This window comes from Pseudomonas sp. TE6283 (genome assembly GCF_054060555.1).
Genome location: NZ_JBSSDH010000022.1, coordinates 1 through 24437 on the forward strand (window position 1 = coordinate 1; position 24437 = coordinate 24437).

Annotated in this window: 15 protein-coding genes; 5 read left to right on the top strand and 10 right to left on the bottom strand. The window is 65.9% G+C overall.

Going from position 1 to position 24437, the window contains the following annotated elements:
• Positions 1 to 137 precede the first annotated feature (137 nt).
• From lon to ACVWZ5_RS22320, 4 genes are all read right to left on the bottom strand, one after another.
• Complete coding sequence (gene lon / locus ACVWZ5_RS22305) at positions 138 to 2558, bottom strand: endopeptidase La (protein WP_457340861.1); 2421 nt, start codon at positions 2556 to 2558, stop codon at positions 138 to 140.
• 153 nt (positions 2559 to 2711) lie between these two features.
• Positions 2712 to 5123, bottom strand: coding sequence for a glucose/quinate/shikimate family membrane-bound PQQ-dependent dehydrogenase (locus ACVWZ5_RS22310; RefSeq protein ID WP_062573026.1), 2412 nt, complete (start codon positions 5121 to 5123; stop codon positions 2712 to 2714).
• Between the two features lie 31 nt (positions 5124 to 5154).
• Complete coding sequence (locus tag ACVWZ5_RS22315; RefSeq protein ID WP_028690111.1) at positions 5155 to 6501, bottom strand: carbohydrate porin; 1347 nt, start codon at positions 6499 to 6501, stop codon at positions 5155 to 5157.
• A gap of 303 nt (positions 6502 to 6804) precedes the next feature.
• Positions 6805 to 8844, bottom strand: coding sequence for a TonB-dependent receptor (locus ACVWZ5_RS22320; RefSeq protein ID WP_084941880.1), 2040 nt, complete (start codon positions 8842 to 8844; stop codon positions 6805 to 6807).
• A 368-nt stretch (positions 8845 to 9212) separates the two neighbouring features.
• Here ACVWZ5_RS22320 and ACVWZ5_RS22325 point away from each other — a divergent pair, with 368 nt between their 5' ends.
• Together ACVWZ5_RS22325 and ACVWZ5_RS22330 are read left to right on the top strand one after the other, a co-directional pair.
• Complete coding sequence (locus ACVWZ5_RS22325) at positions 9213 to 9434, top strand: VF530 family protein (protein ID WP_028690109.1); 222 nt, start codon at positions 9213 to 9215, stop codon at positions 9432 to 9434.
• Positions 9434 to 10060 (top strand): Pr6Pr family membrane protein, encoded by a 627-nt coding sequence (locus ACVWZ5_RS22330; RefSeq protein ID WP_457340862.1) that lies wholly within the window; start codon positions 9434 to 9436, stop codon positions 10058 to 10060. The genes ACVWZ5_RS22325 and ACVWZ5_RS22330 overlap by 1 nt, the downstream gene beginning before the upstream one ends.
• A gap of 76 nt (positions 10061 to 10136) precedes the next feature.
• Here the strand turns inward: ACVWZ5_RS22330 and ACVWZ5_RS22335 are convergent, their stop codons facing one another.
• From ACVWZ5_RS22335 to ACVWZ5_RS22345, 3 genes are all read right to left on the bottom strand, one after another.
• Positions 10137 to 10898, bottom strand: coding sequence for a siderophore-interacting protein (locus tag ACVWZ5_RS22335; protein ID WP_336196476.1), 762 nt, complete (start codon positions 10896 to 10898; stop codon positions 10137 to 10139).
• Positions 10895 to 11428: a PadR family transcriptional regulator gene (locus tag ACVWZ5_RS22340; protein WP_062573031.1), complete on the bottom strand. Its 534-nt coding sequence runs from the start codon at positions 11426 to 11428 to the stop codon at positions 10895 to 10897. The genes ACVWZ5_RS22335 and ACVWZ5_RS22340 overlap by 4 nt, the downstream gene beginning before the upstream one ends.
• A 104-nt stretch (positions 11429 to 11532) precedes the next feature.
• The gene (locus ACVWZ5_RS22345) at positions 11533 to 14652 is read right to left on the bottom strand and encodes a transglycosylase domain-containing protein (protein ID WP_062573032.1); all 3120 of its coding nucleotides are present in this window, start codon (positions 14650 to 14652) and stop codon (positions 11533 to 11535) included.
• Between the two features lie 424 nt (positions 14653 to 15076).
• Between ACVWZ5_RS22345 and ACVWZ5_RS22350 the strand changes: the two genes are divergently transcribed.
• Positions 15077 to 16495 carry an amino acid permease gene (locus ACVWZ5_RS22350; protein WP_062573033.1) on the top strand — a complete coding sequence of 473 codons (1419 nt, stop codon included), beginning with the start codon at positions 15077 to 15079 and terminating at the stop codon, positions 16493 to 16495.
• Between the two features lie 61 nt (positions 16496 to 16556).
• On the opposite strand, the gene ACVWZ5_RS22355 is transcribed toward ACVWZ5_RS22350, so the two are convergent.
• Positions 16557 to 18176 carry an FMN-binding glutamate synthase family protein gene (locus tag ACVWZ5_RS22355; protein WP_084941874.1) on the bottom strand — a complete coding sequence of 540 codons (1620 nt, stop codon included), beginning with the start codon at positions 18174 to 18176 and terminating at the stop codon, positions 16557 to 16559.
• 181 nt (positions 18177 to 18357) lie between these two features.
• On the opposite strand from ACVWZ5_RS22355, the gene ACVWZ5_RS22360 reads away from it, so the two are divergent.
• On the top strand, positions 18358 to 18615 hold the full coding sequence (locus ACVWZ5_RS22360; RefSeq protein ID WP_028690102.1) for a type B 50S ribosomal protein L31: 258 nt from the start codon (positions 18358 to 18360) through the stop codon (positions 18613 to 18615).
• Positions 18616 to 18623: 8 nt separating this feature from the next.
• On the opposite strand, the gene ACVWZ5_RS22365 is transcribed toward ACVWZ5_RS22360, so the two are convergent.
• The gene (locus tag ACVWZ5_RS22365) at positions 18624 to 22910 is read right to left on the bottom strand and encodes an Lhr family helicase (protein ID WP_457340863.1); all 4287 of its coding nucleotides are present in this window, start codon (positions 22908 to 22910) and stop codon (positions 18624 to 18626) included.
• A gap of 142 nt (positions 22911 to 23052) precedes the next feature.
• Between ACVWZ5_RS22365 and ACVWZ5_RS22370 the strand changes: the two genes are divergently transcribed.
• Entirely contained in the window at positions 23053 to 23466 is a 414-nt protein-coding gene (locus ACVWZ5_RS22370) for an NUDIX hydrolase (protein ID WP_084941872.1), read from the top strand.
• On the opposite strand, the gene metR is transcribed toward ACVWZ5_RS22370, so the two are convergent.
• Positions 23450 to 24367 (bottom strand): transcriptional regulator MetR, encoded by a 918-nt coding sequence (gene metR / locus ACVWZ5_RS22375; RefSeq protein ID WP_028690099.1) that lies wholly within the window; start codon positions 24365 to 24367, stop codon positions 23450 to 23452. The two genes, ACVWZ5_RS22370 and metR, sit on opposite strands and share 17 nt — an antisense overlap.
• Between the last annotated feature and the right edge of the window lie 70 nt (positions 24368 to 24437).

Genomic DNA, 24437 nt, shown 5'->3' on the forward strand with positions numbered 1-24437 from the left:
TGTTGCTCCTTCGGTTGTTTTGTGGCTGTCAACCCCCGTGGTGTCTGTGTTTTGGGGGGGGGGGGGGGGGCGGGGGGGGCCCCCCCCCCCCCCCCCGGGTGGGGGGGGGGGGGGGGGGCCCCCGCGAAGACGGGCTGTCAGAACAACACTTTCGCCACGTCGGTAAAGCGCTTGGCGAAGTGCACGCTCAACCCTTCCTTCAGGTAGTCAGGCAGCTCTTCGAAATCGCCACGATTGGCCTCCGGTAGGATCAGTTCGAAGATTTTCTGCCGTCGCGCGGCGATCACTTTCTCGCGCACCCCGCCGATCGGCAGCACCTGGCCGGTCAGGGTCAGCTCGCCGGTCATGGCCACGCCTTTCTTCGGCGCCTGGTCGCGGGCCAGCGAGAGCAAGGCACTGGCCATGGTCACGCCGGCGCTGGGGCCATCCTTGGGCGTGGCGCCCTCGGGCACGTGCAAGTGGATGAACGCCTCGTTGAAGTAGCCGGGCGTGCCACCGAACTGCTTGAGGTTCGAGCTGATGTAGCTGTAGGCGATCTCTGCCGATTCCTTCATCACGTCACCCAGCTGCCCGGTGAGCTTGAGGCCGCGGTTGAGGCTGTGGATATGCGTGGCCTCGATCGGCAGGGTGGCACCGCCCATGCTGGTCCAGGCGAGACCTGTGATCACGCCCTTGCCGGCCAGTACCTGCTCGCTGCGAAATACCGGCATGCCCAGGGCGGGCTCGAGGTCCTTGGCGGCGATCTTGAGTTTGGCCTGCGGATCTTCCAGCAGCTTGACCACCGACTTGCGCACCAGCTTGCCCAGCTGTTTCTCCAACTGACGCACACCGGCTTCGCGGGCATAGCCCTCGATCACCGCACGCAGGGCGGCGTCGTTGATGCTCAGGCTGGTCTTGGCCACGCCGGCCTTGTCCAGCTGCTTGGGCCACAGGTGGCGCTTGGCAATGGCCAGCTTTTCCTCGGTGATGTAGCCGGACAGGCGGATCACTTCCATACGGTCGAGCAACGGGCCGGGGATCGAGTCGAGGGTGTTGGCGGTGCAGACGAACAGCACCTTGGACAGGTCCAGGCGCAGATCGAGGTAATGGTCGAGGAAGTCGACGTTCTGTTCCGGGTCGAGGGTTTCCAGCAGCGCCGAGGCCGGGTCGCCCTGGTAGCTCTGGCCCATCTTGTCGATCTCGTCGAGCATGATCACCGGGTTCATCACCTCGACCTCCTTCAGCGCCTGCACCAGCTTGCCCGGCTGGGCGCCGATGTAGGAGCGGCGGTGGCCCTTGATCTCGGCCTCGTCGCGCATGCCGCCGACACTGAAGCGGTAGAACGGTCGGCCCAGGGACTCGGCGATGGACTTGCCGATGCTGGTCTTGCCGACGCCCGGCGGACCCACCAGCAGCACGATGGAGCCGCTTATCTCACCTTTCCAGGCGCCCACGGCGAGGAACTCGAGGATGCGCTCCTTGATGTCGTCCAGGCCCGCGTGGTGGCGGTCGAGGACCTTGCGCGCGTGCTTGAGGTCGAGCTTGTCCTTGCCGTACACGCCCCAGGGCAGAGCCGTGGCCCATTCCAGGTAGTTGCGGGTGACGGCGTACTCCGGCGAGCCGGTCTCGAGGATGGCTAGCTTGCCCATCTCCTCGTCGATGCGTTTTTTCGCCTGGTCAGGCAGGGTCTTGCCCTCCAGGCGCTGCTGGAACTGCTCCAGGTCGGCGCTGCGGTCGTCCTTGGTCAGGCCCAGCTCCTGCTGGATGACCTTGAGCTGCTCCTTGAGGAAGAACTCGCGCTGGTGCTCGCCGATCTGCCGGTTCACCTCGGCGGAGATCTCGTTCTGCAGCCGGGCCACCTCGACTTCCTTGCGCAGCATCGGCAGGACCTTTTCCATGCGTTTGAGCATGGGTACGCAGTCGAGCACTTCCTGCAGCTGGTTGCCGGTGGCCGAGGTGAGGGCGGCGGCGAAGTCGGTGAGTGGCGAGGGGTCATTGGGGCTGAAGCGGTTGAGGTAGTTCTTCAGCTCTTCGCTGTACAGCGGGTTGAGCGGCAGCAGTTCCTTGATCGCGTTGATCAGGGCCATGCCGTAGGCCTTCACTTCGTCGTTGGGCTCCGCCGGCTGGCGTGGGTAGTCGACCTCCACCAGGTAGGGTGGGCGGTGGTGCTTGAGCCAGGTGCGGATACGCACGCGGGTCAGGCCCTGGGCGACGAACTGCAGCTTGCCGCCTTCGCGGCTGGCGTGGTGGACCTTCACCAGGGTGCCGTACTCGGGCAGGGCCTTGGTGTCGAAGTGGCGGTGGTCTTCCGGCGGGGTGTCCATGAAGAACAGCGCCAGCGCGTGGTGCGGGGTCTTGGCGACCAGGTCGAGGGTTTCGGCCCAGGGTTCTTCGTTGACGATCACCGGCAGCACTTGCGCGGGGAAGAATGGGCGGTTGTGGATCGGGATCACATAGACCTTGTCCGGCAGTTGCTGGCCGGGCAGGGCGAGGTGGTGGCCGGGGGCGGCCGAGGGATCGAGGTGTTCGACTTCGCTGTGTTCGTCGGGATGTTCTGGGAAATCCTGCTGGTCGCTCATGGGGCACCTGCGTGAATGGCTATGGTGCTTAGATGGGGCGGTGGTGGGCAGGTTTCAATGGTAGACGAAGGGGGGGAGAACTGCGGGGGGAACAATAGCGGGTAAGCCCGCTCCCTGGGTGGGAGCGGGCCTGCCCTGCGACAGGCGTGACGCTTACTCAGCCAATTTGTAAGCGATGATGTAGTCGCCCATTTTAGTGCCCAGCGAGCCGTGGCCGCCCGCGGTCACCAGCACATACTGCTTGCCGTCCTTGCCGGTGTAGGTCATCGGCGTGGCCTGGCCGCCGGCCGGCAGACGAGCCTTCCACAACTCCTGGCCGTTCTTCACGTCGTAGGCGCGCAGGTACTGGTCCAGGGTACCGCTGAGGAAGCCCACGCCGCCGGCGGTGACGATCGAGCCACCCATGCTTGGCACGCCCACCGGCATGCCGATCGGCACCGGGGTGCTGTCGCGGGTGGTGCCGTTCTTGTGCTTCCACACCACCTTGTTGGTGAACAGGTCGATGGCCGCCACATAGCCCCAGGCCGGTGCCTGGCACGGGATGCCCAGCGGCGACATGAACGGGTGCATGGTCACCGCGTACGGCGCGCCGGCGTTCGGCTGCACGCCGCTGGTCTCGCTTTCGCGCTTGCTGCCTTCTGCTACCTGCTCGCGCGGGATCATCTTAGACACGAAGGCCATGTAGTTCGGCGAGGTGAAGAGGATCTGGCGCACCGGGTCGACCGACACACTGCCCCAGTTGAACACGCCGACGTTGCCTGGGTAGACAAGGCTGCCCTGCTCGGACGGTGGGGTGTACTGGCCTTCGTAACGCAGGCTGCGGAACTGGATGCGGCAGAGCATCTGGTCGAACGGCGTGGCGCCCCACATGGCCTGTTCGGTCAGATCGGGGCCGAGCAGGTTGAGGTCGGAGCGGGCCTGGGTCGGCGCGGTGTGGTCGCCTTTCACGGCGCCCTGCGGTACCGGGATCTCGCGGATCGGCACGATCGGCGTGCCGTCGCGGCGGTCGAGCACGTACAGGCTGCCTTGCTTGGTCGGCACGATGACCGCCGGCTTGACGCCGTCGTCGGTCTTCAGGTGAACCAGGGTCGGCTGGCTGCCGACGTCCATGTCCCACAGGTCGTGGTGGGTGAACTGGTAGTTCCAGCGCGCCTTGCCGGTGGCCAGGTCGAGGGCGACGATGCCGGCGCTGTACTTCTCCGCGCCCGGGGTGCGGTCGGCGCCCCACTGGTCCGGAGTCTGGTTGCCCAGCGGCAGGTAGATCATGCCGAGGTCTTCATCGACGCTGGCGATCGACCACATGTTGGCCGAGTTGCGGCTGTACTGCTTGCCGTCGGCCAGGGGCTTGGTGTCGTCCGGGTTGTTGCTGTCCCAGTTCCACACCAGGTGGCCGTCGTGCACGTCGTAGGCGCGGATCACGCCGGATGGCTCGTTGGTCGACTCGTTGTCGGTGACATGGCCGCCGATGATCACCAGGTCACGGGTGATCGCCGCTGGCGAGGTGGAATAGTAGCCACCAGCGGTGAACGGTCCGATGCCACGGGTCAGGTCGATCACGCCCTGGTTGGCGAAGCCTTCGCAGACCTTGCCGGTGTCGGCGTTGATGGCGATCAGGCGGGCGTCGGCGGTGGGCAGGTAGAGGCGGCGTGGGCAAGCCTGGGCCACGGCCTGGCCTGCGTCGGTGATCTTCGGTGCGGGGCTGCCATCACGGCTGACGTACTTGTTCTCGTCATAGTACGAGACGCCGCGGCAGGTCATGTGGGCGAAGCCCTTGAAGGTGCCGGTGGGGCTCTTGACCTGGGGGTCGTAGCGCCAGATTTCGGCGCCGGTGTCCGGGTCCAAGGCCAGCAGGCGGCTGTGGGCGGTGCAGGCATAGAGCATGCCGTTGACCTTCAGCGGGGTGTTCTGGTTGGTCAGCTCCACCGGGTCGTTTTCGCTTGGCAGATCGCCGGTGCGGATGCGCCAGGCCTCTTCGAGGCGGTAGGCGTTCTGCGGGGTGATCTGGCGCAGCGGCGAGTAGCGGTCGCCGTGTTCGGTGCGGCCGTAGGCCTGCCATTCACCCTCCGGCATGGCCGGAGCGGCGCTGCCCATTTCGCTGTTGTCGCGGGTGAACTCGCCACGGATCTCGCCCGGGTGGGTGAACTGGCTGGCCACGGCGGTGGCGCCGGAGGCGACCACGGCGACGCTGAGCAGGGCGGTGTTGACTTTCGACGCGGGGCCGACCAGCGGGCGGCGTGCCCACGGCAGCAGCAGGACCACGCCGATGGCGAACCAGATGGCCAGGCGCGGCACCAGCTGCCACCAGTCCAGGCCGACTTCCAGCAGCGCCCAGGCGGTGCTGCCCAGCAGCACCAGGCCATACAGGCCCAGGGCGATGCGACGCTTGGCCAGCAGCAGGATGCCGGACAAGGCGAAGCCGATACCGGCAATCAGGTAGTAAAGCGAGCCACCCAGCTGGCTCAGCTTGATGCCGCCGGCCAGCAGGGCCAGCCCCATCAGCAGCAGCAATACGCCCATCAGGCGCGGTAGCCAGCGGGTTCCATTCTTGGCACCGTCAGTGCTCATCGTCTGTTCTCCGTAGTGTGAAAGGGTCGGGTTAGAAACTGCTCTGGATCTTCAGGCCGCCGATCAGGGCGTCGTCGACCCGCGACACCCCGCCCGGATGGCGGATGTACTGCAGGTTCGGGCGCACGGTGAGCCAGTCGGCCAGGTGGATGCCGTAATAGAGTTCGGCGCTGTATTCGGTGTCCTGCACGGGCAGGAAACCGGGGTTGTCGTAGTCGTCCAGGCCGTTGGCCTGGTTGATGAGGCGGGCGTTCTTGCGGTAGCCGGGATTGACGTGCACGCGGGCCAGGGCGAAACCGATGTCGTCCTTGGCGCGGGCATCGAAGGGCCCTTTGTAAACCACACCTGCCTGCACATAGTTGTCGATGGCATTGGTCTTCTTGTCGTGCACCGTGGCATTGGCGAACAGGCTCAGGCCGCGCGACTGGTCGGAGGCCAGCGCGGTCACCTGCTGCTGGGCGCCGAGCCACAGGCCATGCTTGCTCGAGCTGCTGCGGTAGGCGGCGCCGCTGATGGCGGCAGGCGCGCCGGTGCTGTCCTTGAGTACATCCTGTGCCTTGGCATTACTGTAGTAGTAGCCGGCGCGATATTCCCCTTTCAGGCCATTGACCCGCGGGCTCCAGACCAGTTCGATCGGCATCACCGCGCCCTGGGTGCCGCTGCCGCTGAGCTTGAAGCCGTTGCCGCTCTCGAGGTTGGAGGGGTTCTGCTCGAACACGCCGACCTGGGCGTAGAGTGCGTCGTTCAGGTTGTAGCGCACGCGCAGGGCCCACTGGCTGACCGGCCAGTTGTACCAGATGCCGCCGACCCAGTTGCCCACCTGCGAGCCGCAGAACGCCAGGTTCTGGAAGTCGCAGGGGAAGCTGTTGAAGTCCTCGCCTTCGCCGAAGCGGCCGAATTTCACGTCCAGCGTGCCATCGAAGTATTTCTGCTTGATCCACATCTGCGTCAGCCGCCAGGTCTCGCCACGGCCCCAGACCTCCTGGGCCGAGGTGAAACCGCCGACGCGCGGGTCGTTGATGCGGTCGTTGCTGATGTTGTCGCCATGACGTTCGGTGACGGTCAGCTGGAACTCGGTGTCTTGCCAGCCGAGGATCTTTTGCAGGTCCATGTTCACGCCGAAGGTGAACTGGTCGCTGTAGCGCGCCGCGCGGTCATGGCTGTAGCCGCCGTGCAGGTTGCTGCCCATCTCGCCGGTGTAGCCGAGGGTGAAGTCATAGCCTTTCTCCAGCAGCTCGCTGCGGGTTCCGCCCCAGTCTCCGAGCATCCACGGCGAGTCCTTGGCGAACATTTCGCTGGCGCTGGTGGTGGGGGACAGGGCGCCGAGCAGGGTGGCGAGGGCGAGGCCGGAGTAGCGGGTATTGGGCAGCTGGAGCATGAGATAGCGCTATCTTTTGATTGTTGAAGAAACGGCAAGCGCAACGAAGTGCGAGATCTTCGAAGGGAAATGACTGCGTTGGGAAACGAGTGAAGCGATTCAGCTTGCGGCGGGGAGGATATAGGGGAAGTTGTAAGAAAAAAAGACAAAATGTCGCAGGGGATTGTTGCTGATGGAGTAACAGTAAGTGCGCAGGAGGCTGCTTCGCAGTTTATTCGCCGGCAAGTCGGCTCCCACCGGTACAGCGCAGTCCTGTGGGAGCCGGCCTGCCGGCGAAAGGGGCGCATGGCGCCCCCCCGGCAATCAGAAGCTGGTACGCAGCCCCACCTGCACACTACGCCCCGGCGCCGGCGCGATATCACGCAGGATCGAGCTGGCATAGCGCACGGTCTGGTCGGTGAGGTTCTCGCCGCGCACGAAGGCCAGCCATTCACTCTGGCCGATGTCGAAGCGATACCCCAGGCTGGCGCCGAGGGTGGTGTAGCCATCGGTGCTGGTCTCGTTGGCCGGTTTGCGGTGCTGTGACGCCGCGTGCTGCACATCGACACGCGCCTGCCAGCGGTCCAGCTCCCAGACCAGGCCGCTGTTCAGGCGCAACGGGGCTATGCGCGGCAGCGGCTCGCCGCTGTCGAGGTTCTTGGCCCGGGTGTAGTCGCCGGACAGTTCCAGGGCGAAGCTGCCGTAGCGGTTTTCCAGCAGTTGCCAGCGGTCCTGGGCCTCGATGCCGTAGAAGCGTGCCCGCACGCCCTGATAGGCATACTCGGGGATATCGCTGTGGTCATGATCATGGTCGTGATCGTCGTGGTCGTGATCATGGCCTTCACGCAGGTTACCGGTGCCGATCAGGCCGATGTAGTTGCGAAAATGGCTGTAGAACACGCCGACGCTGCCCTTGTGGGTGCCGTTGTCGAAGCGCAGTGCCAGGTCGGTGGATATGGCCTTTTCCTTGTTCAGGTTCGGATCGCCGATCTCGTAGGCGCCGGTGGCCACGTGGGCACCGTTGGCGTACAGCTCGTAGAAAGTCGGCGCCCGCTCGGTGTAGCCAAGGTTGGCGGCCAGCGACCAGACCGGGTCGAGCTGGTACACCGCGCCCGAGGACAGGCTCAAGGCGTTGAAGCTGCTGGCGCTGTCCGCCCCGGCGAAGTTCTCGTTGCCCTTGGCGTCCGGATCGACCCGGGTGTGTTCCAGGCGCGCGCCCAGGCTCAGGTTCAGGCGTTCGCTGGCCTGCCATTGCTCGAGCAGGAACAGCGCCAGGCTGTCGGTGTCGGTGTGCGGGACAAAGGCTTCCTCGCCCAGCGCGGAGAATTCGTTGCGGCTGACCTGGGCGCCGACCACGCCCTCGACCGGGCCCAGCGGCTGGTGACGGGCCTCGATGCGCGCTTCGTAGCCCTTGTTCTTGAAGGTGGTGTGCACCTCGCCGCTTTCGATTTCGCGGTGCTGGTAGTCGGTGTAGCCGGCATCGACCTTGACCGAGCTGAACGGCCCGTCGAGGTCGCGCAGTTCCGAGGCGAAGCCGTAGTGGTCCTGCTGCATGTCCAGGCGCACGCCGGGCTCGGCCACCGAGCCGTAGTTGCTGTCGTAGCGGCTGTAGGACAGGCCGGTGTAGCCGTGATCCCAATGGTACGAACCGCCGATCGCACCGCCGTCCTGGCGACCGTCGCTGTTTTTCAGGCGATGCTTGCTGCCGGGCTCGTCGGCATCGCGGACCTTCGAACTGCGGGCGTAGCCGGGGATGCGCAGGTCGTTGAACTGGCGGCTGTTGGCGTCCAGGTGCAGGGCGAAGGCGCCGTTGCCGGCCTCCAGCTTGCCGGCGCTGCTGCGGGTGGTGTCGGCGCCGCCGTAGCGCAGCTCGCCCGCGCCGTGGATGCCGTCGATGGGCGAGTCGGGGATGCGGTTGTCGAAGGTGTTGACCACGCCGCCGATGGCGTTGCCGCCATACAACAGGGCGGCCGGGCCACGGACGATCTCGACCCGCTCGACGGTGACCGGGTCCAGTGGCACGGCGTGGTCGTAGGACAGCGACGAGGCGTCCAGGGCGCCGACGCCGTTGCGCAGGATGCGGATACGGTCGCCGTCCAGGCCGCGGATCACCGGGCGGCTGGCGCCGGGGCCGAACCAGGTGGAGGCGACGCCGGGTTGTTTGTTGAGGGTTTCACCGAGGCTGGCGTGTTGCTGTTGCAGCAGGTCGTCACCTTCGAGGACGGTGCTGGGCGCGGCCAGTTGGGCGTTGCCCAGCGGGTTGGCAGTGATCACCTGGGGTTGCAGCTCCACGGCCTGGCTGGCGGTGGAGGCCAGCCAAAGCGCGACGGCAAGGGGAGAGAGGTGCAGTGGCATGTGACGCATGGGGATGTGGCGTTCCTTGGCAGAATTGCTAGTGGTTACTTTATAACATTTCATCACGAACTGTTTGCCACGGGCCAGTACTTTGTGAAGTGACGTGTTTATCCTGTAGGAGATCGTCCAGCCCTGTGGGAGCGGCCTTGCGTCGCGAAAGGGCTGCGCAGCAGCCCGGCAATTTTTGATGGTGGCTCAGAACCCGGGGCCGCTGCGCGCCCCTTTCGCGACGCAAGGCCGCTCCCACAGAGGACAGTTTCCAGCGCGACAGCGTGGCCCGAAGGGCTGGGCAGTCTCCTACAGGGCTCAGCGGTAGAGGCTGTAGATGCCACTACACTCGTGTAAGGTGCGCACCTTCCCGAACCTGGAGCACTGGCATGAGCACGGCCAATCACAACGCGCTGCACGGCAAGACCCTCGAGCAGATCCTTACCGAACTGGTGGCGCACTACCAATGGCAGGGCCTGGCCGAGCGCGTCGACATCCGCTGCTTCAAAAGCGACCCGAGCATCAAGTCGAGCCTGACCTTCCTGCGCAAGACCCCATGGGCACGGGAAAAGGTCGAGCAGCTGTACGTGAAGCTGCAGCGCAAAGGCTGATGCCGCGCCGCCCCTGGCTGACCCTGGCGGCCGTCCTCGGCTGGACCGGCCTGGCGATCCAGTTGTACCTGGTGCTGCTGGCGCGCTGGCAGGAGCAGGCCAGCCTGATCGGCGGGCTGGTCAACCTGTTCTGTTTTTTCACGGTGTTGAGCAACACGCTGGTGGCCACCGTGCTCAGCCAGGCCGCGTTCGGCCGCGAGTCGGCGGCCAGGCGCTGGTTCCTGTCGCCTGCTGTGAGTTCATGCATCGCCGCGAGCATCCTGCTGGTCGCGCTGGCCTACAGCCTGTTGCTGCGCCACCTTTGGCAGCCTCAAGGCTGGCAGTGGCTGGCGGACGAACTGCTGCACGATGTGATGCCGCTGGTGTTCGTCCTGTACTGGTGGCTGGAGGTGCCCAAGGGGCGATTGCGACTCTGGCACTTGGCAGCTTGGGCGTTGTACCCGGTGCTGTATTTCGCCTTCGTGCTGCTGCGCGGGCATGAGATCGGGGTGTACCCCTATCCGTTCATCGATGTGGCACGGTTGGGATATGGGCAGGTGCTGGGCAATGCCCTGATGGTGCTGGCGGGGTTCTGGGGGATCGGGTTGGTCTTGTGGGGGGGGGATCGCTGGCGCAGGCCTGCATGAGATAGACCATATGCAATCCCTGAGCGGCCTTGCCGACGCCTCGGCAAGGCCGCTCCACGGCATGTGCAGATCCCGATCATTCGTCGTCGGCGGTACCGTCAGCTCGCCAGTAAGCCGCAGCCTTGAGGGCATCCTCGGGAACGCCTTTCTCCAGCAGCAGCGCCTTGGCCTGGCGGGTCAGAGCCTTCTCCAGCGCCACCCAGCCATACAACCGGCCCTTGGGCAACGCCAGGTGCTTCACCCGCTCCAGCACATCCTCCTGGTGCCGGCGCACCCAGATCACCTCGACCTGGGCCTTGCTCGTAAGCATCTGGCGCTCCTGCTCGTCCTCGATCTGGATCACCGCCAGTACCTGGCGGCCCGCCGGCAGTTCTTCCAGGCGCCGGGCAATGGCCGGGATCGCCGTCTCGTCGCCGATCAGCAGGTAGCTGTCGAAGATATCCGGCACCACCATCGAGGCCCGCGGGCCGGCGATGTCCAGGGTCTGGCCAGGTGTGGCCTGGGCTGCCCAGGTAGAGGCGGGGCCGTCGCCATGCAGGACGAAATCGATATCCAGCTGGTTGTTCACCAGGTCGATGCGCCGTGGCGTGTATTCGCGCATGGTCGGCCGGGCGCCGCCGTCGCGGCCCAGGTTGCGCGCGTCGATGGCCTGCTGCTCTTCGGGCGTGCAGGCGAACAGCAGCTTGATGTGGTCGTCCGTGCCGACACTGGTGAAGCCGGCCAGCTCCGCGCCACCGAGGGTGATGCGGCGCATGCGTGGGGTGAGGTCGGTGACCCGCAGCACTTCGAGGCGGCGCTGGCGGATCTCGTGGTTGACGCGATGAATGGTGTCGCTCATGGGGTGTTCTCCGTAACAGGGGTGGCCGGCCCGGAGGCGATGGCCTTGGCGGTGTCGTTGAGCAGGTTGCGCACCCGCTCGATCTCTTCGCTGGTCCAGCGGCCACTGTGCATGTGCAGGGCGTGGCGCAGGTTGCCGACGGCTTCGTGGATTTCCGGCGGCCGGTCGTGGCCGCGCAGCGCACGCTTGCTCACCTCGATGCGCATGCGCACGCCGTCGAGGGCGACGGCCTGTTCCTGCAGGGCACTGCGGCCGGCATCGGTGATGGCGTAGAGGCGCTTGCTGCCCTGGATGGCGCCGGTGACCAGCTCGGCTTCTTCGAGGTAGCTGAGGGTGGGGTAGATCACCCCGGGGCTGGGGCTGTAGCTGCCGTCGAAGAGGGTCTCGATCTGGCGGATCAGGTCGTAGCCGTGGCCGGGTTGCTCGGCCAGCATCGACAGAATCAGCAGCTTCAGGTCGCCCGGGGCGAACACCCGCGGGCCACGCTCGCCGCGGCCGGGGCGGCGTTCGAAGGGGTCGTGGTCACGCATGGGGAAGGGCTCCGTCTGTTTAGATATATCGTAAGATCTTACTCAAGATATATCTAAAGACAAGCCTTCAAATGCAGATGATTATCATCTAATTTCTTGATGGTTCAGGACTGGCCCGTCACCTGCGGCGCCTTGCAGGCGGTGGGGTTGCCCGGCTCCAGATACGGCATGAGGATCGGCGCCATGCCCTTGAGCACCTGAACCGGCAGCGCCGAGGTGAACTTGAAGGCTTCTGCCGAGCGCCCCGGGACGAACGCGGTGAGGGTGCCGAAGTGGTTGTCGCCGAGGAAGAACACGAAGGTCGCGGTGCGGTTCAGCGAACGCGAGCCGATCAACCGACCGCCGGCGCCGAAGCTTTCGATGCGGTTGTCGCCGGTGCCGGTCTTGCCGCCCATCACCAGCGGGGTGCCGTCGTGCAGCTTGAAGCTGCCGGAGATGCGCCGCGCGGTGCCGGCGTCGACCACCTGCGACATGGCGCCCTTGAGCGCCCGGGCGACTTCCACTGGGAGGATGCGCTGGCCACGGTCCGGGTCGCTGATCAGCTGCGTCTCATAGGGGGTGTTCTGGGCGAAGTGCAGGGTGTCGATGCGCAGCGTGGGCAGGCGCACGCCGTCGTTCTGGATGATCCCGACCAGTTCGGACAGCGCGGCCGGGCGGTCGCCGGAGCTGCCGATGGCGGTGGCCAGCGACGGCACCAGGTGGTCGAACGGGTAGCCGACGCGCTTCCAGCGTTGATGGATATCAGTGAACGCCTCGATCTCGACCATGGTGCGGATGCGGCTGTCGCGGGCGCCCTGGTGGCGGCTCTTGAACAGCCAGCTGTAGACCTCCTGGCGCTCGAAGCGGCTGGCGTTGAGGGCGTCCTTGAGCGAGGCGCCGGGGTTCTTCAGCAGGTAGCCGAGCAGCCACAGGTCCAGCGGGTGGACCTTGGCGATGTAGCCCTGGTCGGGCAGGTCGTATTTGCCTGGGCCGTAGGCTTCGTACATCTCCACCAGGCGGCTGTCGGTGAGCTTGGCCATGGCCTTCTTGTCGTCCTTGCTGTGGGCGCGGACGAAGGCATTGAAGGTCTCCTGGCCGGCCTCGGGGAACAGGTAGCGGTGCACCGCGGCGAGGCGCTGCGGGGTCACGCGCATGCTGTCGAGGAAGGTGTCCAGGCGCTGTTGCGAAGTCTTGCGCTGGTACTTCTTCCAGAAGCGCATGGTGTAGTTGGAGCCTTCGCGGTCGGCGAAGCGCGCCAGGTATTCCTGGCGGCGCGGATCGCTGTCGTCCCTGAGCAGCGGTTCGCGGTTGAACGGCTGCTGGTAGGTGACGTAGCGCACGATGTCGCGCATCAGGCGGATGAACGGCAGGTTGATCGACTCGCGCAGGGCATCCTTGAGCGTGGGGTTGCGGTTGTTGTCTTCCTTGCGGAAGTTGTTGAACACATGCATGCCGCCACCGGTAAAGAAGGCCTCGCCGGTGTTGGCCGAGTACTTGCGTTCGAGCGCCGCGTCGAGCATGGCATCCAGGCTTTGGTTCTTGCTGTTCTGCATCAGCCATTCCAGCGACCACTGGGTGAGGCGGTCGAGTTCGGCCACCGGGACCTTCTTCAGCTCGGCTGCCGGCTTGCCGGCGTACTTGTCGTGCAGCTCGGCGATGATTTCCAGGTAGGTGGTCAGCACCCGCAGCTTGGCGGTGGAGCCCAGTTCGAGCTTGCTGCCTTCATTGATGTCGAAGGGCTGGTTAGTGCTGTCGGTCTGCACCCGCACCCGTGAGCCGTCGGCGGTGCGTTCGAACAGGGTGAAGCTGTAGCTCACCTGGTCGGTGGTCTTGGCGGTGAGCAGGCGTTCGCCGATCAGGCCGATCTGCGCGGCGAACTCCGGGTCGGCGAGGTTCTTCAGGTACTGGCTGACCTGCACCTGCAGGTCGGCCTGCAGGGTGCTGGTGGCCGACAGATCGAGGCGGTCGAGGTCGTAAAGCGGCCGGTTGAGCATGGCCGCCAGGCGGTTGCGGGCCAGGCTGATGCCCTTGTTGGTGATGATCGGCACGATGGTCGGCTGGGCCACCCAGTCGCGGTACACCGCCTTGCTGGCCAGAGCGGCGTCGGCCAGGGCGCGCTCGATGATGCCGTTGGCGGCGAGTACGCGGATGTGCGAATCGGTGAGCTCGGCCAGTTCGATGCGGCCCTTTGACAGGTAATGCGAAGGGCGGCGCTGGGCGATCATCAGCGACAGCACCTGGCGCAGGGCCAGGCCGCGCTCGGCCATGCTTTTCTCGTCGCTGGCGGTGGAAGTGAGGGCCTGGTTGACCTGGTCGAAGTCGGCGCCGTACCACACCCGCAGGCCCTCGGCCATGCCGTGTACCTCGCCGTGGCCGGGTACCGCCGACAGCGGCACGCTGTTGAGGTAGTCGCGCACGATGCGCTCGCGAGCCTCGGTGGTGTCGGGGCCGCCCTGGTAGGCGCGCACGCTGGCGGAAATCATCTGGCGGATCTTCTCGGCGCCTGAGACGGTCAGTCCGTCCGGCGAGTGCCGATACTTCTCCAATTGGGTGGCCAGGGTGCTGCCCCCGGCTGACTGCCCGGGCAGGGCCAGGTACTTGGCCACCTGGCTATAGGCGGCCTTGGCGAAGCGTGGCCAGTCCACCGCTGGGTTGTTCTGCGGGTCTTTCGGGTCGAGCAGGTCGCGGTTCTCGATGAACAGCAGGCTGTTGACCATCACCGGCGGGATCGCCGCGAAGTTCGGGTACAGGTGCTGCGGGTAGTTGTATTGATAGAGCATGTCGCCGCGGCAGTCGGTGATCGACAGGCCAGCCTGGATCTTCTCCACGTAGGGGACGAACAGGCCGTGATCGACGTAGTTCATCAGCGCCGGGGAGAAACGCACCTGCTGGTTGATCAGGTAGTCGCGCTTGAGCAATCGCGGCAGGAATTCGCCCAGGGCGCTGTAGCCCAGGCGCCTGTCGAACGGACCCTCGCCCGGGTAGACGATGGCATCGCTCGGGCCGGGCTCCAGGGCGTAGGTGAGGGTACCGGCCAGGCGGCTGAACTCGCGCGATTGCAGGCGCGAGGTCTGGAACTCGTCATAGGCGGCAAGGCCCACCGCGACCAGGCCGATCAACAGGATGAGCAGGATCAGGCGCCACCACAGGCGGCGCTGACGTGGGGTCTTGGGCAAGGGGGCTTCAGCCTGAGGTGCTTTGGGTGCTTCCGTTCTGGTTGGTTCCGATTGCCACAGTGCGCCCATAGTCTTGAGTCCGGCCAGGTGTTTTCGCGTTGCTTGCCTGAAGCTTAGACGCTGGCCAAGTTTGGTGAAAAATTTGTAGGAAGCTTCGAGCGATAACGTATGAACATGCGCCTTTGGTGCGACTTCCATTCTTCGGCAATGTTGTTAATGTAGCTGCCCCATTCCTGTGCATGGGCGGAGCGAGGCCAGAATGCCCCTCCAGTGAAGGGCTTTTTGCCGAGAATTCTCGCCAAATATCCCGCTTTATATAGTGAAAAGCCCTGCAAGTGGCTTCCTATACTGCTCGCCCCCTTCGACCCGCCGGCGCCCCGCGTCCGGGGGACAGGCCGCCCACAAGGCGGCCTGGCGAGACGACGCCCCGCCTATCGGCGCGGCCGGTGCTGCACGAAGGTCAAATCCAATAACAAAATGAGGTTGTATTGCTATGCCAGTCGGCAACCATCCTGCCCACGACGCGTCCGTCCAGGGCGGCCCGCTCAAGCGCGAGCTGGGCGAACGGCACATCCGTCTGATGGCCCTTGGCGCCTGTATCGGCGTCGGCCTGTTCCTGGGATCGGCCAAGGCCATCGAAATGGCCGGCCCCGCCATCATGCTCTCCTACATCATCGGTGGCCTGGCCATCCTGGTGATCATGCGCGCCCTCGGCGAGATGGCCGTGCACAACCCGGTGGCAGGCTCCTTCAGCCGCTACGCGCAGGACTACCTCGGCCCCCTGGCGGGCTTCCTCACCGGCTGGAACTACTGGTTCCTGTGGCTGGTGACCTGCGTCGCCGAGATCACCGCGGTGGCCATCTACATGGGCATCTGGTTCCCCGATGTGCCGCGCTGGATCTGGGCGCTGATGGCCTTGGGCAGCATGGGCGCGATCAACCTGATCGCGGTCAAGGCGTTCGGCGAGTTCGAGTTCTGGTTTGCCCTGATCAAGATCGTCACCATCATCGCCATGGTGCTCGGCGGTATTGGCATCATCGCCTTCGGTTTCGGTAACGACGGCGTGGCCATGGGCATCTCCAACCTGTGGAGCAACGGCGGCTTCATGCCCAATGGCGTGACCGGCGTGCTGATGTCGCTGCAGATGGTGATGTTCGCCTACCTGGGCGTGGAAATGATCGGCCTGACCGCCGGCGAAGCGCGCAACCCGCAGAAGACCATCCCCCAGGCCATCGGTTCGGTGTTCTGGCGCATCCTGCTGTTCTATGTGGGCGCGCTGTTCGTGATCCTGTCGATCTATCCGTGGAACGAGATCGGCAGCCAGGGCAGCCCGTTCGTGATGACCTTCGAGCGCCTCGGCATCAAGACCGCCGCCGGCATCATCAACTTCGTGGTGATCACCGCCGCGCTGTCGTCGTGCAACGGCGGTATCTTCAGTACCGGGCGCATGCTCTACAGCCTGGCGCAGAACGGCCAGGCCCCGGCCACTTTCGCCCGTACCTCGAGGAGCGGCGTGCCGCGCAACGCGCTGCTGCTGTCGATCGCCGCGCTGCTGCTGGGCGTGCTGGCCAACTACCTGGTGCCGGAGAAGGTGTTCGTCTGGGTGACCTCGATCGCCACCTTCGGCGCGATCTGGACCTGGGTGATGATCCTGCTGGCGCAACTGAAGTTCCGCGCCGGGCTGACCACCGTCGAGCGCAACGCGCTGAAGTACCGCATGTGGCTGTGGCCGTTGAGCTCGTACCTGGCGCTGGCGTTCCTGGTGCTGGTGGTGGGGCTGATGGCGTACTTCCCGGATACCCGCGTGGCCCTGTACATCGGCCCGGCGTTCCTGGTACTGCTGACGGCGCTGTACTACTGCTTCCGCCTGGCGCCGAAAGAGGCCCAAGGCGTGGCGAGTACCGCCTCCTGATGAACAAAGCCCCGGCCAGTGCCGGGGCTTTGTTTTTGCATGGCCCTCATCGCGTGGCCGATCAGGCCGCCACCTCGTTATGCGGCTCGAAACTGTCGGCCCGGGCCAACTGCCACATCCGCGAATAGAACTGCCCATTGACCTCGCCGGTCAGCAGCTCGCCCGGCTTGAGGAACACGTGCATCTGCGAGAACAGCTTGATCTCGGTGGCCGAGATGCGTCGCACCAGGTGCTTGGCCTCCAATTGCGCCGGATGCTCCAGGCCCGCCGCGGCGAGCATCTCGGCCAGGGCCCGCAGGGTGTTGTGGTGGAAGTTGAGCACCCGCTGGGCCTTGTCCGGTACCACCAGCGCACGCTGGCGCAGGGCGTCCTGGGTGGCCACGCCGGTCGGGCACTTGTTGGTGTGGCAGCTCTGCGACTGGATGCAGCCGATGGCGAACATGAAGCCGCGCGCCGAGTTGGCCCAGTCGGCGCCGATGGCCAGCACGCTGGCGATGTCGAAGGCGCTGACGATCTTGCCGCTGGCGCCGAGCTTGATCTTGTCGCGCAGGTTCAGGCCGACCAGGGTGTTGTGCACGAACAGCAGGCCCTCGCGCAGCGGCACGCCGATATGGTCGGTGAACTCCACCGGGGCGGCGCCGGTGCCGCCTTCCTTGCCGTCGACGACGATGAAGTCGGGCAGGATACCGGTCTCCAGCATGGCCTTGGCGATGCCCATGAATTCCCATGGGTGGCCCAGGCAGAACTTGAAGCCCACCGGCTTGCCGCCGGACAGCTCACGCAGCTGGGCGATGAACTGCATCATCTCGATCGGGGTCGAGAAGGCGCTGTGGCGTGATGGCGAGATGCAGTCCTCGCCCATCATGACGCCACGGGTCTCGGCGATTTCCCGGGTCACCTTGTGCTTGGGCAGGATGCCGCCATGGCCGGGCTTGGCGCCCTGGCTCATCTTGATCTCGATCATTCGCACCTGCGGGTTCTGCGCCTGGGCGGCGAAGCGCTCGGGGTCGAAGCGACCGTCCGCGGTGCGGCAGCCGAAGTAGCCGCTGCCCAGTTCCCAGACCAGGTCGCCGCCATGTTCGCGGTGGTAGGGGCTGATGCTGCCTTCGCCGGTGTCGTGGTGGAAATTGCCCAGCTTGGCGCCCTGGTTGAGGGCACGGATGGCGTTGGCGCTGAGCGAGCCGAAGCTCATGGCCGAGATGTTGAAGATCGAAGCCGAGTACGGCTGGGTGCACTGCGGGCCGCCGACGCTGACGCGAAAGCTCGCCGGGTCGGCCAGTGGCGCGGGGCGCATGGAGTGGCCGATGAACTCGAAGCCCGACTCATAGACGTCGATCAAGGTGCCAAAGGGTTTGTCCGAGGCTTCGTTCTTGGCCCGGGCGTAGACCAGCGAGCGCTGGGCACGAGAAAAGGGCAGGGCGTCGCTGTCCGATTCCAGGAGGTATTGGCGGATTTCCGGGCGGATGCCCTCGACCAGGTAGCGGATGTTGCCCAGGATCGGGTAGTTGCGGCGGACCGCATGGCGTTGCTGCAGCAGGTCGAACACGCCGATCAGGCTGAGCACCCCGGTGGTCAGGGTGAACGGCCACAACCAGTCGTGGGCGAGGAACGGCAGGCTGGCGAGGGTGAACAGCACGCAGGCGGCGAAGAAGGCGTAACGGCTGAGGAGTGACAGGCTCATACGGTGTCCTTGCGAATGGCTCGGTCAGGCTCAGGGGCCTGGGGCAAAGCCCGACCATAGCCCGGTTGGGCGCCGCTATGCCAGCGTGGGGCGGACGAGAAAAAATGAAAATTGGGGTATCGAAAATCATTCGCAATGAGATATGTTATAAAGTAACTATTGCCCGCAGGAGATTCCCCCCATGAAAGCTGGTATCCACCCCGCCTATCGCCCCGTGTTGTTCCACGACACTGCCGCCGATGTGTTCTTTCTGATCGGCTCGACCGTCGAGACCGATCGCACCCAGGTGCACAGCGACGGCCAGACTTACCCCTATGTGGCGCTGGATGTGTCCAGTGCCTCGCATCCGGTGTACACCGGGCAGCAGCGCAAGACCACGGTCGAAGGACGGGTGGCCGGGTTCAACAAGCGCTTCGCCGGTTTCCAGGCCAAGCGTTGATCGCGTAGTCAAACAGACGGTGCGTCGCGCAACAGATGCTGGCGCCATTGCGCCTGTTCGGTGGCTGGCGCATCGACAAGAAACTGGTACTTGCCCGCCACCCGGGTGGCCACCGCGGCACCCTCCCGGTACAGGACGCGGTTGCCCGCCACCGCCGGTACCTTGGCCCCAGGCAACAAGGTACCCACCAGGTTCAACGGATCGCAGCCGCTGACCACCACCAGCTCGCCTTGCGGTGAGCGCCTGCGTACCTGGCGCAATAGCCCCACCGCTTCGGGCAAGGCGAACTGCTCCCCCGTCAGCCCGGCGATGAAGCGCCCGCCACGGATTTCGCCGCGGGCCTCGAGGCGGTGGTAGCAGCGCAACAGGTCGCGCCATGCCGGCAGCACATCGCTCTCGCGCTCCAGCAGGCGCCAGCAGACGACACCATAGCGACGCAGCAGGCTGCGGGCCACATGTTCCAGGCGCTGATCTGCGTCCACTGCAATGCTCGATCGGCGCAACAGCGCCCAGCGTCCGGCGTGGACCATGCTGCTCGACAGCGCTGGATGGCCACGGCGGCTGTTGCGCGAAGTGCGCTTGGCCGCCGGGGTGATCAGGCTGCGCAGGCCGCTGAAACCATCGGCGCTGACCAGGCCCGATCCGACCAGTTCCTGCAGGGCTGCCTCCAGTTCGCTGGGTAGCAGATGAGCTTCGTGGGCCAGTTCATCGAAGAACAAGGCGCCTTGTTCCTGCAGCGTCTGCAACACCCGCCGTGCACGGGCGCCCAGCTGTTCGAGATCGGGGGTGGGCGCCAGGCTGCGCCACAGCCCCAGGTGCTCGCGGGGCAGCAGCACCAGCGGCGTGCTGGCCAGGGTGCTGGCTGACAGCGTGGACGCCAGCCGGCTCCAGGCCCACTGGCCGCTGCGACAGGCGTCGTCCAGCCAGTGCGGGCTGTAGCCCTTGATCCGTGCCGGCAACAGGTCGCTTTCCCAGGCCCCGGCGGCGGCTGGGAAACCTTGCAGTTGAGCGAGCACTTCGCCCAGCGCCTGCGGCCCGCGCAGGCGTGTATCGCCGCCCAGGTGCTGCCAGTCGAACAAAAACCTCATGAAGTCCTGCAGGCTGACCGGCTCGATTTCCTGACGCAGGCGCTTGACCGTGTAGCGGTGGATGCGTGCCAGCAGGTGCCGCTCGCACCACTGCAGGCCGGTCTGGCCTGGGCTGAAGTGGCCACGCATCACATAGCCTTCGCCTTCCAGGCGGGCCAGGGCCTGTTCGGCATTACCCGTCGCCTGTGCAAGCGGGTTGATGATCTCGGCCAAGGTCAATGGGCCTAAGCCACTGAGCCGTGCGCGCAGCAACTCGACCAGGGCCGTGTCGAGGTCGGGCGGATCGGTGAAGCCTGGCAACACCGCAACGTCCGGGTGCGGGCGTGCGTCGGGATACAGGATCAGCATCGCCTGCAGGCGCTCGCGGGCGAACCACAGGCGTCGCTCCCCGGCATCCAGATGACAGGCGCGACCCGCCTTGGCCAGTTGCAGCAGCAGTTGTGGCCAGCCGGGATTGCCTTCGACTTCAGGTTGGGCAATGGCACCCAGGCTCATCAGCGCCTCATGCATTTCGTCGGCGTTGCTCGCCTGTGGCCAGGCCTCGGCCTGTACCGCGGCGATGGCGTCGCCGTCCAGCGCACCCAGGTCGTCGGCGCTGTGCACCTCGTTCCAGCGTCGGTTGAGCACGGCCTGGGTACGCCGTTCCTCCAAGGGCGCGTCATCGAGGAAGGTGTAGGGCCGAGCGTTGAGGATGGCGGATGCCAGCGGCGACGGGGCCGGCAGGTCGCGGCTGAGCAGGCGCACCTCGCCGTTTTCCATGCGCCGCAACAAGGCCAGCCAGCCCTCGCTGTCCATGGCCTCGTGCAGGCAGTCGTCGAGGGTCTGTTGCACCAGCGGGTGATCGGGGATCTGGCGTTCGCCGACAATGTTTTCCAGGCAGGCGATCTGGTCGGGGAACACTGCGGCAACCAAGTCCTCGCCCTTCATGCGCTGGATCTGCGGCGCCACCTTGCGTCCGCCCACATAGCGCGGCAACGCCAGGGCCACCGCCGCATTCCTGCGCCAGCGCACGCCGAACAGCGGCGCATCGAGCAGGGCCTGGACCAGGATCGGCTCCGCGGTGCTGCTGTGCAGGTAGCGCCACACTTCGTCCAGGGCGAAGCTGTGGCTGGTGGACAGCGACAGCACGATGGCGTCCTCGCTGGCCGCCGCCTGCAGCTCGAAATTGAACGTACGGCAGAAGCGCTTGCGCAGGGCCAGGCCCCAGGCCCGGTTGATCCGGCTGCCGAAGGGCGAGTGAATGATCAGCTGGGTACCGCCGGACTCGTCGAAGAAGCGCTCCATTACCAGTGTCTGCTGCGAAGGCAGGGCGCCCAGCACCTGCCAGGTGCGGCCCAGGTAGTCGAGCAGTTGCGCGGCGCAGCTTTCATCCAGGGCATAGGTCGCTTGCAGCCAGGCGCGCATCTGCGGACCATCGCTGGCCTGCAATTGCAGGTCGATCCGCTGCTGCAGGCGGGCCACCGCGGCGGACAGCTCGTCACTGCGCCCCGGCGCCTCCCCCAGCCAGAACGGGATGGTCGGCGGCAGGCCGTGGGCGTCTTCGACCCGCACTCGACCAGGTTCGACCCGCAGGATGCGATAGGAGGCGTTGCCCAGCTGGAATATATCGCCGGCGATGCTCTCCACCGCGAAGTCTTCGTTGACGCTGCCGATGTTCAGCGCCTGGGGTTCGAGCAGCACGGCATAGTCGGCGGTTTCGGGGATGGTGCCGCCGCTGGTCAGGGCGGTCAACTGGCTGCCACGGCGCCCACGCAGGGTGTGGTTCAGCGCATCACGGTGCAGGTAGGCGCTGCGGATGCCCTGGCGACCGTTGAAGCCCTCGGCAAGCATGCGCAGCAGGGCCTGGTAGTGGCCTTCGTCGAGCAGGGCGTAGGGACTGGCCTGGCGCAGCAGGTCGAACAGCGCCCGTTCTTCCCACGGTTGGTTGCCGACCTCGGCGATGATCTGCTGGGCCAGTACATCCAGTGGCGCCGTCGGGATGTGCAGTTCGTCCAGCTCGCCCTGGCGCACGCAGTCGAGCAGGGCGACACACTCGATCAAATCGTCCCGTGAGGTGGGAAACAGGCGCCCCTTGGGCACGCCGTCGACCTGGTGGCCGGAGCGTCCGACTCGCTGCAGGAAGGCGGCGATCGAACCCGGCGAGGCGATCTGGCAGACCAGGTCGACCTCACCGATATCGATTCCCAGCTCCAGCGAGGCGGTGGCCACCAGCACCTGCAGTTCGCCGCCCTTCAGGCGCTGCTCGGCGGCCAGGCGATGCTCCTTGGCCAGGCTGCCGTGGTGCGCTGCCACCGCGTGGTTGCCCAGGCGCTCGCCAAGGTGGCGGGTCAGGCGCTCGGCCAGGCGCCGGGTGTTGACGAACACCAAGGTGGTGCGGTGCTCGCGGGCTAGGGTGGCGAGGCGGTCGTAGACCAGGTCCCAGACATCCGTGGCCATCACCGCGCCCAGCGGCACGGGTGGCACTTCCAGGGCCAGGTCACGATGGCGGGCATGGCCGATATCGACGATGGCGCAGGGGCGTTCATGCCCGACCAGGAAACGCGCCACGCGCTCCACAGGGCGTTGGGTGGCGGACAGGCCGATGCGACGCAGCGGCCGTCCTGTCAGGGCCTGCAGACGCTCAAGGGTCAGCGCCAGGTGGCAACCGCGCTTGTTGCCGGCCAGCGCGTGGATCTCGTCGACGATCACCGTGTGCACGTTGGCCAGCCCCTCGCGGCCCGAGGCCGAGCCCATCAGCACATAGAGTGATTCCGGCGTGGTCACCAGGATATGCGGCGCCAGCTTGCGCATGGCCGCGCGCTCCTTCTGCGGGGTATCGCCGGTGCGTACGGCGGTGGTGATGCGCGGGGCTTTGAGGCCAAACTGTTCGAGTTGCCCGCCGATGCCTTCGAGCGGCGCGTCGAGGTTCAAGCGGATGTCATTGGACAGCGCCTTGAGCGGTGAGACGTAGACGACCAGGGTCTGCGCCGGCAGTTCGCCGCCTTGCGCCAGGCCCTGGCGGAACAGCTCGTCGAGCACGGCGAGGAAGGCGCTGAGGGTCTTCCCCGAGCCGGTCGGGGCGGCCAGCAGCATCGACTGGCCACCGTGGATCAATGGCCAGGCGCCGGCCTGGGCCTCGGTGACCGTGGCGAATCGCTGGCGGAACCAGGTGGCGACGGCGGGGTGGAACAGGCCGAGCACCGGGTGTTGCGGGGCAGGGAGGTTCATGGGTTGGTTATGGCCGGTTGCCGGCGACTTGGCAAGGGGCCGTTCGTCCGCCTGTTGCGGAGTTGTCGATTACGCGTGGGTTTGCCCCGCGACAGGGCCTGGTCAGGTATCCTGCGGCCCTTCATCTGCTCGTGAGTCCAGCATGTCCAACACCATCCGTATCGCCGCCGCTCTGCTCATCGACCTGCAAGGCCGCACCCTGCTGGTCCGCAAACGCGGCACCCAGGCGTTCATGCAGCCCGGCGGCAAGATCGATGCGGGCGAGTCGCCGGCCCAGGCGCTGGTGCGCGAGCTGCACGAGGAGCTGGGCTTGTGCGTCGATCCGGCCGAGGCCCTTCACTTGGGCCGTTTCAGTGCCCCGGCCGCCAACGAACCGGGCTTCGAAGTGCAGGCCGAGTTGTTTCGCGTCCAATGCGTCGAGACGGTAAGCCCGGCGGCGGAAATCGAAGAGGTGACCTGGCTGTCCGCCGACCAGGCGACGGACCTGGATCTGGCCCCTCTGACTCGCGACCTGATCCTGCCGCTGTGGCGCGAAGGCCTCAACGTACCGCGCTGACCCCGTCCAGGGTGGCGAACGAGGTGTCCTTGGCGGTCAGCAGGAAGTCGCGCATGTATGGCGCATCGAGCATGTCGGTGCGCACTGCGGCGTAGAGTGTGGCGAACAACCCTTTCTCGCCCAGGCGCTTGCCCTTCACGTAGCCCCGCGAGCTGTACTCGTGCAGCGCCCAGTGCGGCATGCCGCACACGCCGCGGCCGCTGGCCACCAGTTGCATCATCATCACCGTCAGCTCCGAGGTGCGCACCGCCGCCGGCTCGATGTCAGCCGGCTCCAGGAAACGGGTGAAGATGTCCAGTCGGTCGCGCTCCACTGGGTAGGTGATCAGGGTCTGGTCGAGCAGGTCCTGGGGCACGATGAACGGCTTGCTGGCCAGCGCATGCTGGTTGGCCACGGCGAGCATGGCCTCATAAGTGAATAGCGGCACGTAGGTGATGCCGGCCAGGTCCACGGGGTCGGATGTCACCACCAGGTCCAGGTCGCCACGGGCCAGGGCCGGCAGCGGGGCGAAGGCGAAGCCCGAGGCCAGGTCCAGTTCCACCTCCGGCCAGGCGTCGCGGAACTGGTCGATGGTCGGCATCAGCCATTGGAAGCAGCTGTGGCACTCGATGGCCATGTGCAGGCGTCCGGCGGTGCCGCCGGCCAGGCGGGCGATATCGCGTTCAGCGCCGCGCAGCAGCGGCAGGGTGGCGTCGGCCAGTTGCAGCAGGCGCAGGCCGGCGCTGGTGAAGCGGATGGGCTTGGTCTTGCGCACGAACAGCGGCAGGCCCAGGCGCTCCTCCAGTTCCTTGAACTGGTGCGACAGTGCCGACTGGGTCAGGTGCAGGCGTTCGGCGGCCTCCACCAAGCTGTCGGCTTCGCGTAGCGCATGAAGGGTTTTCAAGTGGCGTATTTCAAGCACAACGGGCTCCGTTAGAAAGCTTGGACAAGGGCGAAGTTTTGTTGAGTTTCCCTCATGATTGGGTGAATGT

Excerpts from the sequence above, each read along its gene's own strand:
- ACVWZ5_RS22325 (WP_028690109.1), top strand. The coding sequence starts at position 9,213 with ATGAGCACGGCCAATCACAACGCGCTGCACGGCAAGACCCTCGAGCAG.
- ACVWZ5_RS22365 (WP_457340863.1), bottom strand. The coding sequence starts at position 22,910 with ATGAACCTCCCTGCCCCGCAACACCCGGTGCTCGGCCTGTTCCACCCC.
- ACVWZ5_RS22340 (WP_062573031.1), bottom strand. The coding sequence starts at position 11,428 with ATGCGTGACCACGACCCCTTCGAACGCCGCCCCGGCCGCGGCGAGCGT.
- ACVWZ5_RS22355 (WP_084941874.1), bottom strand. The coding sequence starts at position 18,176 with ATGAGCCTGTCACTCCTCAGCCGTTACGCCTTCTTCGCCGCCTGCGTG.
- ACVWZ5_RS22370 (WP_084941872.1), top strand. The coding sequence starts at position 23,053 with ATGTCCAACACCATCCGTATCGCCGCCGCTCTGCTCATCGACCTGCAA.
- ACVWZ5_RS22310 (WP_062573026.1), bottom strand. The coding sequence starts at position 5,123 with ATGAGCACTGACGGTGCCAAGAATGGAACCCGCTGGCTACCGCGCCTG.
- ACVWZ5_RS22335 (WP_336196476.1), bottom strand. The coding sequence starts at position 10,898 with ATGAGCGACACCATTCATCGCGTCAACCACGAGATCCGCCAGCGCCGC.
- ACVWZ5_RS22320 (WP_084941880.1), bottom strand. The coding sequence starts at position 8,844 with ATGCGTCACATGCCACTGCACCTCTCTCCCCTTGCCGTCGCGCTTTGG.
- ACVWZ5_RS22345 (WP_062573032.1), bottom strand. The coding sequence starts at position 14,652 with ATGGGCGCACTGTGGCAATCGGAACCAACCAGAACGGAAGCACCCAAA.
- ACVWZ5_RS22315 (WP_028690111.1), bottom strand. The coding sequence starts at position 6,501 with ATGCTCCAGCTGCCCAATACCCGCTACTCCGGCCTCGCCCTCGCCACC.
- lon (WP_457340861.1), bottom strand. The coding sequence starts at position 2,558 with ATGAGCGACCAGCAGGATTTCCCAGAACATCCCGACGAACACAGCGAA.
- ACVWZ5_RS22350 (WP_062573033.1), top strand. The coding sequence starts at position 15,077 with ATGCCAGTCGGCAACCATCCTGCCCACGACGCGTCCGTCCAGGGCGGC.
- ACVWZ5_RS22330 (WP_457340862.1), top strand. The coding sequence starts at position 9,434 with ATGCCGCGCCGCCCCTGGCTGACCCTGGCGGCCGTCCTCGGCTGGACC.
- ACVWZ5_RS22360 (WP_028690102.1), top strand. The coding sequence starts at position 18,358 with ATGAAAGCTGGTATCCACCCCGCCTATCGCCCCGTGTTGTTCCACGAC.